This is a genomic window from Parvimonas micra (assembly GCF_037482165.1).
Classification (GTDB): domain Bacteria; phylum Bacillota; class Clostridia; order Tissierellales; family Peptoniphilaceae; genus Parvimonas.
The window spans coordinates 377078-394450 of the sequence record NZ_CP148048.1 but is presented as its reverse complement, the minus strand read 5'-3'; the positions used below and the strand labels follow the sequence as shown (position 1 = coordinate 394450).

Annotated in this window: 18 protein-coding genes; 3 read left to right on the top strand and 15 right to left on the bottom strand. The window is 28.5% G+C overall.

What is annotated here, in order from left to right:
• The first annotated feature begins 47 nt into the window (after nucleotides 1-47).
• The 3 genes from WFJ11_RS01940 to WFJ11_RS01930 are packed head-to-tail and all read left to right on the top strand — an operon-like array spanning nucleotide 48 to nucleotide 3134.
• Nucleotides 48-977, top strand: a complete 930-nt coding sequence (locus WFJ11_RS01940; protein WP_004833010.1) for an ABC transporter ATP-binding protein — start codon at nucleotides 48-50, stop codon at nucleotides 975-977.
• Nucleotides 977-2029 carry an ABC transporter permease gene (locus WFJ11_RS01935; protein ID WP_338817555.1) on the top strand — a complete coding sequence of 351 codons (1053 nt, stop codon included), beginning with the start codon at nucleotides 977-979 and terminating at the stop codon, nucleotides 2027-2029. Before WFJ11_RS01940 ends, WFJ11_RS01935 begins: the two co-directional genes overlap by 1 nt.
• Complete coding sequence (locus WFJ11_RS01930; RefSeq protein WP_293439921.1) at nucleotides 2019-3134, top strand: ABC transporter permease; 1116 nt, start codon at nucleotides 2019-2021, stop codon at nucleotides 3132-3134. The genes WFJ11_RS01935 and WFJ11_RS01930 overlap by 11 nt, the downstream gene beginning before the upstream one ends.
• A gap of 156 nt (nucleotides 3135-3290) precedes the next feature.
• Here the strand turns inward: WFJ11_RS01930 and WFJ11_RS01925 are convergent, their stop codons facing one another.
• The 15 genes from WFJ11_RS01925 to msrB form a co-directional block, all read right to left on the bottom strand.
• Nucleotides 3291-3893 carry a hypothetical protein gene (locus WFJ11_RS01925; protein ID WP_293439922.1) on the bottom strand — a complete coding sequence of 201 codons (603 nt, stop codon included), beginning with the start codon at nucleotides 3891-3893 and terminating at the stop codon, nucleotides 3291-3293.
• Nucleotides 3894-3902: 9 nt separating this feature from the next.
• Nucleotides 3903-4505, bottom strand: coding sequence for an ABC-2 transporter permease (locus tag WFJ11_RS01920; RefSeq protein ID WP_293439923.1), 603 nt, complete (start codon nucleotides 4503-4505; stop codon nucleotides 3903-3905).
• Nucleotides 4506-5336: an ABC transporter ATP-binding protein gene (locus WFJ11_RS01915; protein WP_338817554.1), complete on the bottom strand. Its 831-nt coding sequence runs from the start codon at nucleotides 5334-5336 to the stop codon at nucleotides 4506-4508.
• Nucleotides 5337-5338: 2 nt separating this feature from the next.
• The gene (locus WFJ11_RS01910; protein WP_269753594.1) at nucleotides 5339-5704 is read right to left on the bottom strand and encodes a GntR family transcriptional regulator; all 366 of its coding nucleotides are present in this window, start codon (nucleotides 5702-5704) and stop codon (nucleotides 5339-5341) included.
• 171 nt (nucleotides 5705-5875) lie between these two features.
• Nucleotides 5876-6562 carry an SdpI family protein gene (locus WFJ11_RS01905; RefSeq protein WP_338817553.1) on the bottom strand — a complete coding sequence of 229 codons (687 nt, stop codon included), beginning with the start codon at nucleotides 6560-6562 and terminating at the stop codon, nucleotides 5876-5878.
• A gap of 2 nt (nucleotides 6563-6564) precedes the next feature.
• Entirely contained in the window at nucleotides 6565-7683 is a 1119-nt protein-coding gene (tgt, locus tag WFJ11_RS01900; protein ID WP_293439926.1) for a tRNA guanosine(34) transglycosylase Tgt, read from the bottom strand.
• Nucleotides 7683-8726, bottom strand: coding sequence for a tRNA preQ1(34) S-adenosylmethionine ribosyltransferase-isomerase QueA (gene queA / locus WFJ11_RS01895; protein ID WP_293439927.1), 1044 nt, complete (start codon nucleotides 8724-8726; stop codon nucleotides 7683-7685). The genes tgt and queA overlap by 1 nt, the downstream gene beginning before the upstream one ends.
• A 153-nt stretch (nucleotides 8727-8879) precedes the next feature.
• Entirely contained in the window at nucleotides 8880-9887 is a 1008-nt protein-coding gene (ruvB, locus tag WFJ11_RS01890) for a Holliday junction branch migration DNA helicase RuvB (RefSeq protein ID WP_293439928.1), read from the bottom strand.
• Between the two features lie 8 nt (nucleotides 9888-9895).
• The gene (ruvA, locus tag WFJ11_RS01885) at nucleotides 9896-10498 is read right to left on the bottom strand and encodes a Holliday junction branch migration protein RuvA (protein WP_293439929.1); all 603 of its coding nucleotides are present in this window, start codon (nucleotides 10496-10498) and stop codon (nucleotides 9896-9898) included.
• 7 nt (nucleotides 10499-10505) lie between these two features.
• On the bottom strand, nucleotides 10506-11000 hold the full coding sequence (gene ruvC, locus WFJ11_RS01880; RefSeq protein ID WP_009372675.1) for a crossover junction endodeoxyribonuclease RuvC: 495 nt from the start codon (nucleotides 10998-11000) through the stop codon (nucleotides 10506-10508).
• 131 nt (nucleotides 11001-11131) lie between these two features.
• Nucleotides 11132-11650 (bottom strand): hypothetical protein, encoded by a 519-nt coding sequence (locus WFJ11_RS01875; protein ID WP_009372543.1) that lies wholly within the window; start codon nucleotides 11648-11650, stop codon nucleotides 11132-11134.
• Between the two features lie 112 nt (nucleotides 11651-11762).
• Nucleotides 11763-12692, bottom strand: coding sequence for a DMT family transporter (locus WFJ11_RS01870; RefSeq protein WP_009372589.1), 930 nt, complete (start codon nucleotides 12690-12692; stop codon nucleotides 11763-11765).
• A 27-nt stretch (nucleotides 12693-12719) separates the two neighbouring features.
• Nucleotides 12720-14312 (bottom strand): glucosaminidase domain-containing protein, encoded by a 1593-nt coding sequence (locus tag WFJ11_RS01865; RefSeq protein WP_338817552.1) that lies wholly within the window; start codon nucleotides 14310-14312, stop codon nucleotides 12720-12722.
• Nucleotides 14313-14542: 230 nt separating this feature from the next.
• A complete protein-coding gene (locus tag WFJ11_RS01860; protein WP_009372800.1) occupies nucleotides 14543-15997 on the bottom strand; it encodes an alanine/glycine:cation symporter family protein in 1455 nt (484 codons plus the stop codon).
• Between the two features lie 248 nt (nucleotides 15998-16245).
• Nucleotides 16246-17313, bottom strand: a complete 1068-nt coding sequence (msrB, locus tag WFJ11_RS01855; protein WP_009354308.1) for a peptide-methionine (R)-S-oxide reductase MsrB — start codon at nucleotides 17311-17313, stop codon at nucleotides 16246-16248.
• Nucleotides 17314-17373 lie beyond the last annotated feature (60 nt).

Sequence of the window (17373 nt, the reverse complement as noted above, 5' to 3'; positions counted from 1 at the left end):
TAATTTTTAAAAAAATTTGTTGATATAATATTGGTGAGGTGATAATTATGATTATAAAAATAGAAGATTTAATAAAAAAATTTAAAGAAAAAATTGTTTTAGACCATTTTAATTTATCTCTTGAGAAAGGCGATGTTCTTGGACTTATAGGTCCAAACGGTTGTGGAAAGACGACTTCAATAATGTGTATGCTTTCTCTTTTGAAATATGACAGTGGAACTATTGAAGTTTTTGGAAAAAAAGATATTTCTAATGAATATGAAATTAAGAAAAAAATTGGAATTGTTCCTCAAGAACTTGCTGTTTTTAATAATTTAACTGTAAAAGAAAATATCGACTATTTTTGTGGTCTATATATATCTAATAAAAATGAAAGAAAAAGGCTTGTAAATGAAGCTATTGAATTTACAGGACTTCAAAGTCATGAAAAAATGTTGGAAAAGAAGCTATCAGGTGGGCTTAAAAGACGTTTAAATATCGCTTGTGGTATTTCACATAAGCCTGAACTTGTAATTTTAGACGAGCCAACAGTTGCAGTAGATGCTCAAAGCAGAAAGTTTATCTTAGATGGAATTAAAAATTTAGCTGAAAATGGATCATCAATTCTTTATACTACTCACTATTTAGATGAAGCTGAATATCTTTGCAATAAAATTTCTATTATGGATAATGGAAAAAATATCTTAACCGGAGATATGCAAACTTTGATTAATGGAGTAAGTGTAAAAGAAAAGATTACAGTTGTAGGTTTTATAAAACCTGAAATTATTTCAATCTTAGAAAAACAAGACGAGGTAATTGATGTTGAAGCGAAGGAAAATCAAGTAACTTTTAATTATTCTAGTGATACAGGAAACATTAAAAAATTAATCTACCTACTTGATGAAAACAATGTAGTTTATGAAGAAATTTTTTCAAAGAAACCTAAACTGGAAGATATTTTCTTAGAAATGACAGGAAAGGAGCTTAGAGAATAATGGGAATTTTATCTGCTTTAAAAGTAAATTTGCTACATTTAACTAGAGATAAACTAAATTTATTTTGGAATACTTTTTTTCCTATGATTTTAGCTACATTCTTTTGCCTAGTAATTCCTAATATGGGCAAAAATTTTGATAAAGTAAATGTTGGAATTAACAAAAATAATCCCCATGAATATATTTTAAAACAAATTCCATATCTTAATCTTAAAGAAGTAAAAGAAGATGTTCAAACAGATCTAAAAAACAAAGAATATAAAGCCTTTATAGAAGATGATTTATCTTTAAAAATTATATCATCTAATTCAGAAGTTATGGTTGTTAAAAATATCCTTGACCAAATAAAACAAATGTATGAAACTAAAATTAATCAGGAAGAAATTATAAAAAATATAGATAAAGACTTTATAGAGGACAAAAACCATGGTGTTACAGGTGTTGAACCCATACTTTTTTCAATAATTATTATGGCAAGTCTATATACTATGTTTGATGGCGTTATCTACATAGATAATATATTATATGATTCGTCTGATTTTGCAGTAAGAATGTTAGTTTCTCCAATAAAAAAATCAACTTATTTGATAAACGGAATAATATCTGCACTTATAGTTACAAGTTTTAATTCTACATTATTGATTATTTATTTAAAACTTGTATTTGGGATAACCCTAATAACAAACTATTTTGCTTCAATTATTACTCTACTTTTAATTATGATTTTTGGAATAACTATGGGAATGTTCCTTGCAGTTGCTCTAAAGGCAAAAACCGAAACTAAAACAATGGTTGGACTTGGATGTATTCTTCTAATGAATTATACTTCAGGAATGATGGGCTCAAGTGTAACAAATGCTATAACTTCAGCTTTCCCTCTAATAAAAAAGATAAATCCAACATTCTATATGGAAAATGCACTATTAGGTGTAAATATCGCAAATGACAATAGCTACTTGATTACAATGGCTAAATTTATAATTCCATTTACTATAGTTCTATTTGGAATTGCATTAATATATTTGAGGAGGCATAAGTATAATGATATTTAAAAATTATATGAAAATATTTATAAAAAATATAAAAGCAGTTTTATTTTCTTTCATAATTTTTATGGTTATGTTGATTATATTTACCAGCTCAAAAGATAATAATGTTGAATTTAAACCTATGAAGCTGGACTTAATGATAAATGATGAAGATAAAAGTGAAGAATCAAAAGCCTTAATAAATTATTTAAAAGAAAAACATAATGTAAAAGAAGAAAAAATTACGGAAAGCGAAGCAAGAAAACAAATTGTTGAGGATAAAATTATAGCTTATATAGTAATTAATAAAGATTTTAAACAAAATTTGTTAAATAATAAAAAAGCAATTTCAATTTTAGCACCAACAAAAACTTCATATATAACCTTTTTAAAAATAGATTTAAAAAGTTATCTAAATTACACATTGTCTGCAATAAATTCAAATGTTGATCAACAAGAGGTAATAAATACATTAAAGAAAGAGATTGATGTAAAGATAATAGATACTAAATTATATAATCAAGAAAAAGGAAAAGAAGCCTTTAACGCTACTTTTTTAATCCTAAGTTATATAGTTTTTATGAGTATAATTTCAATAATTATAAATATTGATGCTGAATTTAAAAAAGAAAGTCTTTTAAAGAGAATGGCTTTGTCCCCTTATAGTCAAAAATCACAAACTTTACAACAATTTTTAGCTCAAATAATAATATCTATATTAATATCAAGTTTTTATTTAGCTGTTTCAATATCAAGAGTGAACGAAGAAATACCTAAAACTAATTTAGTATATATGAGTCTAGCAGTATTTATATTTTCATTTACTGCAATTTCACTAGGACAACTACTTGTATCAATTTCAAAGGATGTAAAAGTTGTAAATGGTGTAAATTCTGCTTTCACATTAATAATGGCATTTTCTTCAGGAGTATTTTTGCCGATGAAATTCTTACCACAAGGATTAATAAATGTTTCTAAATTTATGCCACAATATTATTTTGTAAAGTTTTTAGAAGAAATAAATTTTGAAAAATTTTTACTATTTATTGCATCACAAGTTGTATTCATAGTTTTTTATACACTACTAGGAATATTCATAAAAAGATACAAATTAAAAGAAGTCGCTTAAACGACTTCTTAAAGCACAGACAAAACATAATTTTTGTCTGTGCTTTTTTATGTTTATTCAAGCAATATTCAGTATACAATTTATTGGCGTTTTTGCTTTACCGTTTTCATTGACATTATCACCAATCTAAAAGAAGTCTTGTCTCCTTTTATTTTTCTAAAAATCTTCGTATTCAATATTCCTAACAGTTGCTTTTAGTAAATAAATATTCCATAGAATATTTAAAATAAATATAACTGTAAAATACAATATTATTAAATACGTATTTTCATACAGTCCAATGTGGTTAGGTAAATATTTAAATCCTAACAAAATAAAAAGTAGAGGAAATGTAATCATAACAAAAAATGGAACTATATCATCTCTATCTTTAAATACAAAATATGAATACTGAACTATTGGATTTATAAATATAGCCGTAAAAAAATATCCTAATAAACTTAATAAAAAACTTGAATTAAAAATTCTAACAAATACAAATAAAATAATATAATAGACTAAAATTTTTAGAGTTGAAACTAAAAACTTTGATACAATTAAATCTTTTCTTGAAAATTTAGTTGTTAAAATATATTTGTTTATTTTTTTATTTCTTTCAAAATTATTTCCGACATCTCTACTTCCAATAACTGAAAACACAAAAATATAAGTAAATAACATTTCAAAAAATACTCCAACACACAGAAGTATTAAATCTAAAGTAAAAAAATACCATTTTTTCTTAATTTCAAGATATTCTAAAAGCAATAAACCTTTCATAACAAACTCCTAACTTATCTTTCTTCTAATAAATTTCAAACTCAATAAAAATGAAAATACAAACAAAATTAAATCGATTATAATTAAAATTATAAATATATTTAATTTATTTCCAATTTCAAACTTCAAAAAAGTATCATTTTTTACTATATAAAAAACTCCAGTAATATAAACAACAGTACCAACAACATTGACAATATCTATGGCGATTTTCCCAAATCTAAAAAATATTGGAATGAGTATTTCATAAAGAAAAATATTTATACTTAAAAAAACCAAAAATCTATAAAAAGTTTTGTCATAACCAGTCACAAATGCAAGTAAAAAGTTGAATAAAAAAACTAAAATGGCAGCTGATAATATAAAAAGATATTTGTAAGTTACTATGGATTTTTCTTCAACTGCATTAGAAATTATATATTTATAAAAACCATTTTTATAATCACTTTCAAAAATTTTTATAAATAAAATAATAAGTCCAAAGGATGCTATCAAATATGATATATCAACATTTCCAGATATTATAGCAATAATCAAAAAGAATGATATCATTGAAATTGCGACTAAATTATTCTTTAAAACTATTATATCTTTACAAAGTAATGCTTTCAATTAAATCACCCCTTTATTTAAAAATATCATTATATCCTCTAATGTAGGTTTATCAAAATTTTCTCCTTTGAATGAATTTCTGCTGACACAGGCTTCAATTCCATAATGACCTTGTTTTACTCCTAAAATATCACATTTTGCAATTTCGTTTAAAATACTTTCATCTCCTTTTATTATGCAATACTTTTCAAGCAAATCATCTTTATATTCGGAAAAAATTAATTTTCCATTATCAATATAAGTTATTACATCTGAAATTTTTTCAATATCTGATAAAATATGTGAGGACATTAAAACAGAATGCTTACCATCTCTTACAAACTCAAAAAGCGAATCCAAAAGTTCATCTCTCACAATCGGATCAAGTCCAGAAGTTGTCTCATCTAAAATTAACAACTTTGGATTATGTGAAAATGCTACAGCTAATTGTAATTTCATTTTCATTCCTTTAGAAAGTTCGCTGACTTCCTTTATAATTTCTATTTCATAGTCAGCAAGCAATTTTCTAAAAAGATTTCTATCCCAATTTTTGTAAACTAAACTACAAAATTTTTCAATTTCATATATCTTAAAGTTGTCCGGAAAATGAATTTCATCAAAAACAATTCCTATATTTTCCCTTTGAATTGGAGTTAATTTGTTGTTTTCCATTCCAAAAATAATACAACTCCCACTATCTTTTACAATTATATTTAAAATCGTGGAAATCAAAGTTGTCTTACCTGAACCGTTTTTCCCAATTAAGCCCATAATACAACCCTCTTCTAAATCAAAAGTCATATTCAAATTAAAATTTTTGTAGTTTTTTTCAAGATTTTTAACTTTTAACATAATTACCTCCAATTTTCAAAAATTTCCTTAAGCTCTTCTTTAGAAAGCCCTAATGCTTCTGCATAATCGTACACATTTTTAATTGAGTTTTCCAATAATCTGTAATATTCATCTTCAATTGCATTTACAGTTTTATTTGTAACATAAGTTCCCTTCCCAGTAACAGTTTGTATAAAACCATCCTTTTCAAGCTCCATATACGCTCTTTTAGTCGTAATTACGCTTACTTTTAAATCTGTTGCTAAAGCGCGAATTGAGGGCAGTAAATCTCCCTGTTGTAGATTTTTATTCATAATTTCTTTTTTTATCTGTTTTACAATCTGTAAATAAATTGGGTCTTTATCATCTTTATATAAATTAATTAACATATAACCCTCCTCTCTATCTACTGTATATATACATTATATACACTTAAAATAAATTTGTCAACATTTTTTATAAAATTATTGTATGTTTTTTGTTATTATTCTAATTCAGTTCTATTTTATCCACTAAAAAAGTGTCAAAAATTTCTCATTGACACTTTATTATTTCTCATTCTATATTTTCTTATCTTTTTCCTTATACATCATTTTGTATTTCATACCTATTGTTCTACTTATATAGTTTGATGATATTGCACAAATTATTAAAGTAAATAAAGTTGTTATATATAATTGACTTTGATTGCCTATTATCCAAGAAACTATCGAGATAAAAATTCCACCTGCAATAAAGACAATTCCTGAAAATTTATTTGCAAATCCGAAAACTATATCATTATTCATTGTCCATTTATTTCTTATTGCAAATTCACTTTCTTTATTTACTCTTCTCAAATAAATTCCATACATTGCCATTAAAATTGCAATTAAAGTGAAAACTAATCTAATTACATAAAAAGGAATTTCCATTTTTGAATTTTTTAACATAAGTTTTAATACTGAAAATGTAAAGTAATTACACATAATAGAAATAAGCAGATTTACAAAAGCTACAACAGTAACTCCTGTTGGATAGTTTTCGTCATTAAATTTCTTTCTAACTCTTCTCAAATAAGTTATTCCAAAGAATGATAATACTGCATTTATCAAAGCAAAGGTATAAACCATATAGGATCCGATAAAAACTTCTTTACCATCTTTGACATAAGCAAAAACTGATGAAGGTAATACAGCAAAACCTGCTGTTGCTAAAATTATAGGTGTAATCGCTAAAATTAACAATAATTTTAAAAATTTATTCATTTCTAGTCCTCATATCCATATTTTTTATAGAATTCTTTTTTATATTCTAAAAATCTATCTTCTCTAATTGCTTGTCTTATATTTTCCATTGTTTTAAGTAAAAATCTTAAATTATGGATTGAAAGAAGTCTTGCCCCTAATATTTCATCAACATTTATTAGATGTCTTATATAAGCTCTTGTGTGATTTCTACAAGCATAACAATCACATTCATCATCAAGTGGAGCAAAGTCCTTTGCATATTTAGCATTTTTTATAACTAGTTTACCCTTTGAAGTCATTGCAGTTCCATTTCTTGCAATTCTTGTAGGGAGAACACAGTCAGCCATATCAATCCCTGCTTCAACAGCTTCAAATAAATAATCCGGAGTTCCTACTCCCATTAAATATCTAGGCTTGTTTTCAGGCATAAATTGTGTTGTATAATTTAGATATTCAACCATAATTTCTTTAGGTTCTCCTACACTAAGTCCACCAATAGCATATCCCGGTAAATCCATATCTATTGTAACAAGTGCAGACTCTCTTCTTAAATCTTTGAACATTCCTCCTTGAATAATTCCAAAAAGTGCCTGATTATCTGTATTTTTATGATAGTCCTTACATCTCTTTAACCAACGTAAAGTTCTTTCCATAGAATTTTTTACATAATCATAACTTGCAGGATATGGTGCACATTCATCAAAAGCCATCATAATATCAGAGCCTAAATCATTTTGAATTTCCATTGATTTTTCAGGAGAAATAAAATGCTTTGAACCGTCAATATGGGATCTGAATTCTACACCCTCTTCAGTTATCTTTCTAATATCTCCAAGACTGAAAACTTGAAAACCACCACTATCTGTTAGAATTGGCTTATCCCAATTCATAAACTTATGAAGTCCGCCAGCCATTCTAATAATTTCTTGACCGGGTTTTAAATACAAATGGTAAGTATTTCCTAAAATTATTTGTGAACCTATCTCTTTTAACTCATCAACATTCATTGCCTTAACAGTCGCTCTCGTTCCTACTGGCATAAAAATCGGAGTTTCTATAACGCCCCTATTTGTATATATTTTTCCAAGTCTTGCATTACAATCTGAAGACTTTTTTATCAATTCATATTTTAATTCCATTACTTCTCCTTTTTAATAAGCATTGCATCACCAAAACTGAAAAATCTATATTTATTCTTTGTAGCCTCATTATATGCATTCATTATTATATCTTTTGATGCAAAAGCGCTTACAAGCATAATTAAAGTTGATTTTGGCAAATGAAAATTTGTAATAAGACAATCAACAACCTTAAATTCAAAACCTGGATAAATGAAAATATCCGTATTTCCCTTACAAGCTACAAGTTTTCCAAACTTTTTATAAACTGTTTCCAAAGTTCTTACACTGGTAGTTCCAACTGCAAAAATTCTATTTCCTTGTTCCTTTGCTGTATTAATTATTTCAACACTTTCTTCTGAAATTTCATAATACTCGTCATGCATCTTATGTTCCAAAACATTATCAACCTTAACAGGTCTAAAAGTTCCAAGTCCGACATGAAGAGTAACTCTCGCAATCTTAACTCCCTTTTCTTGAAGCTCTTTTAAAAGCTCATCTGTAAAATGAAGTCCTGCAGTTGGAGCTGCTGCTGAACCATTGTGTTTTGCATAAACAGTTTGGTATCTATCTCTTTCTTCCAATTTTTCATGAATATATGGTGGAAGTGGCATTGTTCCAAGTTCATCTAAAATTTCCTCAAAAATTCCGTCATAAGAAAATTTTACAAATCTCTCTCCCTCTTCACTTATACCTACAACTTCTCCATGCAATTTTCCATTTCCAAATTCAACTTTTGAGCCTATCTTCATTTTCTTTCCGGGCTTAACCAAAGTTTCCCAAGTATTATCCTCGTGCTTTTTCAAAAGCAAAACTTCAATAGCTTCATCCTTACCGTGTCTTGCTCCAAAAAGTCTTGCAGGAATAACTTTAGTATCATTAATTACCAAAACATCATCTTTTTTTATATAATCAACAATATTTTTAAAATTTTTATGTTCTAAATCAAAATTTTCTCTATTTACAACTAAAAGTTTTGAACTTGATCTATCCTTAAGTGGAAACTGAGCAATCAAAGACTCATCAAGCTCAAAATCAAAATCATCCGTTTTTAAACTATTCATTAACACTCTTCCTTTATTAAATTATAAAATACATCTACAAGCTTATATTATATCTTGTTTTTCAATATTTTTCAAATTTTTTTAATTAAAACAATCTTTTAAAATACATTCTTTATAAATTCTTAAAGTAAAAAAGTAACGGTTAAATAATCGTTACTTTTTCATTCTACCAAAATGCTTGTATGCTTTTTCAGTTACAATTCTTCCTCTGCTTGTTCTACTTAAAAATCCTATTTGTAGCAAGTAAGGTTCATAGACATCCTCAATTGTAATTCTCTCCTCACCTGTGGAAGCAGCAATTGTATCAATTCCAACCGGACCTCCCGAAAAATTATCTATTATTGTAGTTATTATTTTTCTGTCTATCGTATCAAGACCAAGAGAATCCACTTCTAAAATATCAAGTCCGTCTTTACTAGTTTGTAAATCAATTTTTCCATTTCTCTTAACCTGAGCAAAATCTCTAACTCTTTTTAAAAGTCTGTTTGCAATTCTAGGTGTTCCTCTGGAACGTCTTGCAATTTCTAGCGCTCCCTCAGGTTCAATTTCAATTCCCAAAATTCCTGCAGATCTTGTAATTATCTTTTGTAAGTTTTCAATACTGTATAATTCAAGACTCAACATAATTCCAAATCTGTCACGAAGTGGTCCTGTAAGTTGTCCTGTTCTTGTCGTTGCCCCTATCAAAGTAAATTTTTCAAGGTCAATTCTAAGGCTTCTCGCACTTGGACCCTTTCCAATTATTATATCAAGTGCATAGTCTTCCATTGCAGGATATAAAATTTCTTCAACACTTCTATTTATTCTGTGAATTTCATCTATAAACAAAACATCATCTTTACTTAAATTTGTCAAAATACTTGCAAGGTCGCTTGGCTTTTCTATGGCTGGACCTGAAGTAACTCTGATATTAACGCCCATTTCATTTGCAATGATATTTGCAAGAGTTGTTTTTCCAAGTCCTGGAGGACCATAAAGCAAACTATGGTCAAGAGGCTCATTTCTTGTTTTTGCAGCCTCAATAAAAATTTTAAGTCTTTCTTTTGCTTTTTCTTGACCAATATATTCATCAATCCATTTCGGTCTTAAACTGGTCTCTATTTCAATATCTTCTCTTGAGAACCCTGTACCGATAATTCTATCTTCAAAATCTTCAAACATACTAACACCTATAATTTTTTCATACTAAGTTTAATTATATCTTCAATTTCCATTTCATCAATATTTATACTTGAAAGAAATCTCTCAATATCATTTTTCATAAATCCTAAATTAATTAAAGCATCTGAAACAAGCTCTCTCTTTTCCAAGTCATTTCCACTATCTAAAGTTGAAGCTTCCATTCCTGAAATATCTTTACTACTGATACTGTCAATAGAAATTTTATCCTTTAATTCCAAAATGATTTTTTGTGCAGTTTTCTTACCAACACCTTTAGCTGTGGCAAGAGCAACTGCATCTCCATTTACAATAGTCAATTTCAAACTATCAACAGACATTGATGATAAAATTCCACATGCCACCTTTGGACCAATACTATTTACACTTACAAGCAGTTTAAACATTGAAAGTTCATCCATAGTTTTAAATCCGAACAGAGCGACATAATCTTCTTTTACTATGTAATCTGTATAAATTGTATAATAATCTCCAACAATTACATTAAATAATGTATTGTTAGAAGTAAAAATCTTATAACCTATTCCACCATTATCTATAACAATATAATCATTATAAATAAATTTAAGTTCTCCACTAATATATTCGTACATAAAACACCTATTTCATTCTAAATTGTTCTTTAAATTTTAAGCTAAAAAAATGGCAAAGTGCAATAGCCAAAGCATCTGCAGCATCATCGGGTTTAGGAACGGATTTAAGTTTAAAAATCATTTTAACACTCTCTTGCATTTGCTTTTTGTCCGCTCTACCATATCCTGTAATGGCTTGTTTAACTTGTAAAGGAGTATATTCATAAGCCAAGATATTCTTCTTTATAAAGGATAAAATCTCGACCCCTCTTGCCTGTGCAACATTGATTACAGTTTTTACATTTTTATTAAAGAATAACTCTTCAATTGCAAGTTCATCAACATTATGTAGTTCTATTAATTTGTTCAATTCTTCATCAATAATTTTAAGCCTATCAGGAAGTGGAATTCCTGCTTTTGTTTCAATTACTCCATAATCTATAAGTCTTACTCTATTCCCGATAGCCTCTATAATTCCATAACCAACAATTGCAATTCCGGGATCTAATCCAAAAATAATCACAAAAAATCCTCCAATACTATCAAATATGATAACATAAAAAACATTTTTTTTCAATTAAGATTATTTTAGAATTTTTTCATTAAGCATTTTTATGCACAAAAAAAGCAAGAATTAAATTCTTGCTCTTAATCTTATTCGTAATCTTCACAGCTTAGTAAATCTTCTCTCTTAACTTTTCCTTTTTCGTCATAAGTCATTTTACTAAAGTTAATTAAATGTGGAATACCATCTAATTTTCTACATTCAATTAAGTGAACAACTTTGCTTAAATCTCCAACTTCTTTAGCTTGAGTTTTCATGATTTTCATCATTGAATATTTAAGTTCAGTTTCTTTGAAAGTAATAGTTGACATTCCTTTTTTATTGAAAGCAGCTTGAACCATTGATTCACAGTTTTCTTCTGTAAGTGCAGGAATTAAAATATAATCTACATCACTTGCAGCTTCGATTCCAGCTTCGTCTTTAACTTGAACAGTCTTATGTGAACCTTTAGCAACAGCCATAATAGCTGCCATGAATGGTCTAATTCCAGCAGATCTATGTCCTGAAATAATTAAAGTTTCTCCTTTAGCAATAGCTTCTTCGATATATAGACCATGTTCTTCTTTCATATAACCTGTGTCTACATGTTTTTGTAACATTGGATGCATACAAATTTCCTCCTTCTATTTTTCATATATATTTATTATACTACATTTTCAATTTTAAATAAATACTTTAACACAAAATTATTAAAATAATTTGTCTATTTCTGTGTAATACCTAACCACTAAATGATAAACCTATTATTGATATAGTTACAATAACAACACCAATCAATAAAGTTAAAGTTAGTGGAGTAGATAAAAATATAACTGACAAAACAACACTCCATAAACTAAAGGTACTATTTAAAGCCATTCCCTTTGGAACTCCATTTAAATTCATTCCTTTATAATAAAGCAAATAACTTAATGCTGCAAAAAATCCAGCAAAAATCAAATATCCTATTGTAGCAAGACTTTGTATTGTTGTAACAAAACTACCAAACAAACTTAAACAAGGTAAAACTAAAAATAATATACTAATTCCAGATATCATTTCCCTTATATTTAGTATTATTTCCTCTTCAAGCTCCTCTTTTGTTGCAAAGCTTACAATTGTTGCTTCAAGACCCCAACTAAAACCTGCAAGCAAAGAAAACAAAATTCCAAGATAAAAATATGGGTAATTTCCTGTAGGTTTTGTATAAGAAAGAACAAATGTTCCTACGATACAACCAACTATACAAATAAAAGTTTTAAAATTAATTTTTTCTTTTAAAAATATAAAAGATAAAATAGTTCCAAACATTGGACATAATGCGGAAATTGGTATTGCATAAGCAGGACCCGCTAGAGAAATCCCCATTATATATGAGCATTGTCCAACAGGCCCTCCTATTAAACCCGCAAAGCAGACCCATTTACCAGTCTTTGTTTTCAATGCGGGTAATATCATCTTCAATTTTCCTAAAAATCCATTATATCCAAGAACAAATAATCCTGCAAATAGATCATTGAATCCTGCAAAAACTAAAGGTAGAAAGAATATAATTTCTGCATTATAGTTTTTCATCAATCCACTTTCCATAAGCAAAGACAATACCATACCATTGACTGCCCACAAAAACCCTGAGGAAAGTCCTACAAATTCGTTCTTAAATTTTTTCATCTAAAGTTATACTCCGTTCGGAAAAATTTATTTATCTAATTCTCTTAAGCCATATTTATCAATTATGTTAAGAAGTTTTTTACCATAATTAGGATCTGTCGCATAAGTTCCAGTTAAAGCTCTAGCAGCTTCTTCTGGAGATTTTGCAGATAAAACTCCTGCATAATATCTTCTAAGCCATTTACTTTTTGTAAATAAATTAGCATAATATTCAAATGCTTCATCATAACCTGAGAACTTCATAAACTTTGCTGTAATATAATATTTTACACCGTTTTTATACTCAGCTGTTCTTATTTCATAATATCTTGAAGGTGGAGTATCTTTAGCAGCTTTTATTCCAAATAAATTATAAATTGGAGCTGGTGATAAACTATCACTTCCAAAACCAGTTTCCAAACAAGCTTGTGCAACTGCAATTGAAGGAAATAATCCTTTACCTTTAACAGCCTTTAAAACTCCTGGAACTATCTTATCTATAAAAGCATTATTATAAGATTTTGTTCCATATTTTCCATTTACAAAATTTCTATATCCTGATGCATCCTTAGCTCTTCCAGTAAACTTTTCTCCATCTTTGAAGAAGTACCAATCTTTACCATCATCATACCAGCCATCGGCATATTTTCCATTGTAGAAAAATTTTCTTCCATTTGCATCATTGCCATATCCACTATGTTTATCTCCGTCATTGAAATAATACCATTTTTCGCCATCTTTATGCCACCAGTTTGCATATTTTCCATTATCAAAATATTTCGTTCCATTGCCATCTTCTCCATAGCCACTATGTTTAGCTCCATTTTGGAAAAAGTACCAATCTTTACCATCGTCGTACCAGCCATTTGTATATTTTCCATTATCAAAATATTTCTTTCCGCTGGCATCTTCCCCATAGCCACTATGTTTTTTTCCATTTTGGAAGAAATACCAACCATTGCTGTCATTACACCACCAATTAGCTAAATCTCCTTCACTATTAAAGAATAAACCATATTTATATTTACTTTTTGTATCTTTTGAGTATTTTCCATTTTTAAAATCTCTTTTTCCAGACGCATCTTCTGCTGTACCTGTAAATTTTACACCATCTTGGAAAAAGTACCAAGCTTCGCCATCATCAGCCCACCAGTTTGCATATTTTCCTTCAGAAAAGAATTTTCTTCCATTAGCATCTTTTCCGTAGCCGGTATGTTTTTTACCATCTTGGAAAAAATACCAAGCTTTGCCATCATTAGCCCACCAGTTTGCATATTTTCCTTCAGAAAAGAATTTTTTTCCATTAGCATCTTTTCCGTAGCCAGTATGTTTTTTACCATCTTGGAAAAAATACCAACCATCACCATCATTAGCCCACCAGTTTAAATATTTTCCTCCAGAAAAATATCTTTTTCCATTTGCATCATTGCCATAGCCAGTATGTTTTTTACCATTACGGAAAAAGTACCATGCTTCACCGTCATTGTACCACCAGTTTGCAGGTTTTCCATCATCTCCATAAAATATTTTATTTCTATACTCTTTTGCTTCTGTTAATTTATCACTTTCAAATGTACTCTTAAGTCCTAATCCACTCAACATTACTAGAGAAAATACTAAAACTTTTTTGTTTATTCTCATAAATACCTCCTAATAATTATTTTTTAATAATCATCTAATGTAATTAATTTTAACATATTTTTTCTATAACATCAACAAATAGCTAAAAATAAGCACTAAAAATTACAAAATTATTACAAAAGTGTTACAAAATTATTAAAAACATATTTTTAACAAAAAATTTTTAAATAGAAAAAGTGAATATAAAAAAAGGAGAGATCTCATCTCTCCTAAATTTATATAATTAATTACTATTTTACTTCGTAATCATAATGTACATCATTGTTTAATAAACATTGATTGTAGTCTTTCATAATATCTCTAGCTTCAAATGATAACCAAAGGATAGCAACTAAGTTTGGTAATACCATTAAACTGTTGAAGATATCTGCTAATGACCAAACGATAGCAACTTCTCCAAGAGAACCAGCTATGATACAAATAAGAACTATAGCTCTATAAGGTAAAAGTCCAGCTTTACCAAATAAGTATTTAATATTTGATTCTCCGAAATAGTACCAACCAACTATAGTTGTAAATGCAAAGAATGATAAACAAACGGCTAAGAAAATAGCTCCGCCTGATCCAAATGCAGTTCTGAATGCTTGTTGAGTTAATTGTGCTCCGGCTAAGAATTTTCCATCAGCTCCCTTAACTTCATAAGCACCTGTTACTAAAATAGAAAGTGCTGTTGCAGAACATACTAAAACTGTATCAATGAATACACCGATTATAGCTGTTAAACCTTGTTCAGCAGGGTGTTTTACATGTGCTACAGCATGAGCATGAGGTGTTGAACCCATACCAGCTTCATTAGAGAATAATCCTCTTGCAACCCCTTTTTGAACAGCTGCTTTAACTGCTGCCCCAGCGATACCACCGGCTACTGCTGTACCATTAAATGCACTCTTGAAAATCCATGCGAAAGTTGGTCCAATTTTATTAGCAAACATAATTAAAATTACTAAACTTCCTAAGATATAAACTGCAGCCATAACAGGAACTACAAGTTCAGCAAATTTTGCAATTCTGTCAATACCACCGATAAAAATTAAAGCTGCTAAAATAGCAATAACAACACCAATAATAGCTGGGTTAATATTTTCAAGTCCTTGAATACCTTTAATACCTGATGCTATTGAGTTTGATTGAACAGCATTACCCATAAATCCTAAAGCCAATACTATTGCAATTGAGAAAAATCCTGCAAGAATTTTAGCAAATGCTCCAGTTTTCTTCATACCTTTTGATATGTAATATGCAGGTCCACCAACAAATTCTCCGTCAATTTTAGATCTATATTTTTGAGCTAAAACTGCTTCTACGAAAATTGTTCCCATTCCAAAGAATGCTGATAACCACATCCAGAAAATTGCTCCAGGTCCACCTGCTGTAATAGCAGTTGCAACCCCTGCTACGTTACCTGTTCCTACTTGAGCAGCAACTGCTGTTGCCAATGCTTGGAATGAAGACATAGAACCTTCTTCTTTAGGTCCTTCTTGTTTTTTGAAAAGTCCTCCAAAAACTAATTTAAAAGCCTTTCCCATTTTTGTGATTTGTGGGAAGCCCAAAATAAATGAAAGGAATAATCCCGCAAATAACAAACCATACATAAGTATATTACCAGCGATAAAATCGTTTATTTTGTTGATAGTATCAACAAGTCCTGAACCGCTTAGTAATACTAAATTAGATAATAAGTTCATATAATACCTCCTATAAAATTTATTAATTGTATTATACACTTTATTAGGGTATAAGTCAATATGTTTTCGGGAAAACTTTTGAGATTTTATAGGAAATTAATTATAAAAATTCAGTTTAAAAATTTAAGTATTTTTAACATTTTCCACAAACCAAGTACTTAATAGCATTATTTTTTCACGACAAAAAAGGTATATAATTAAATAAATATAATTATATACCTTTTCCCATTTAACTATAAAAAATATTTTTACTTAACTTTATCAATATATTTTCCATAACCTTCTTTTTCCATATCCTCCAAAGGAATAAATCTCAAAGAAGCCCCATTTATACAATATCTTTTTCCACCCTTATCCTTAGGACCATCATCAAAAACATGCCCCAAATGTGAATCTCCGCCTTTGCTTTTTACTTCGATTCTTTCAAGTCCATGACTACTATCTTTTTTATAATTAATATTTTCATCTATTGGTTTGGTAAAACTTGGCCATCCACAACCAGCATCATATTTATCTTTTGAAGAAAAAAGTGGTTCCCCTGTTACTACATCAACATAAATTCCTTTTTCATCAAATTTATCATATTTACTTGAAAATGCTCTTTCAGTTGCTCCATTTTGTGTAACATTATATTCCAATTCGCTCAATTTATTTTTTAGTTCTTCTTTGCTTGGCTTTTTATATTTTCCATCTCTTCTTTCAAGAGGTTTATCCGCAAGACCTAAGTCAATATGACAATATCCATTTGGGTGTTTCTTCAAATAGTCTTGATGATACTCTTCAGCTACAACAAAATTTTTAAGTTTTTCGACTTCAACAGTTATAGGCTTATCAAAATTTGGTCTTTGATCATTGATAAATTTTTCTATAACAGTTTTATCATTTTCATCAACATAGTAAACTCCTGTTCTATATTGTCTTCCGCTGTCATTGCCTTGTTTATTAACACTTGTAGGTTCAATTATCCTAAAATAATGTTGTAAAATTTCTTCAAGAGAAATTTTATCTTTATCATAAACTATATGCACAGTTTCTGCATGATCAGTACTCTTAATTTTCTCATAACTTGTCTCTGAGCCGTTTCCATTTGCATATCCAACAGTTGTATCTGCAATACCTTCTATTTTGGAAAAATATCCTTCAACACCCCAGAAACAACCTCCTGCTAAATAGATTTCTCCTTTGTTCTTAATTGAACTTAAATCAACTTTTGGTTTTTCCATAACTTTCTCTCCTTTTCTAGTTTTTATTTTATATGTTACTACAAATCCTATTATAAAAACACATAAAATAAAAGGTATTAAAAATTTTTTCATAAAAATCATCCCCTTCCTGATTTTATAAAAAATATACCCTTCAAAAGATAATAACAATCA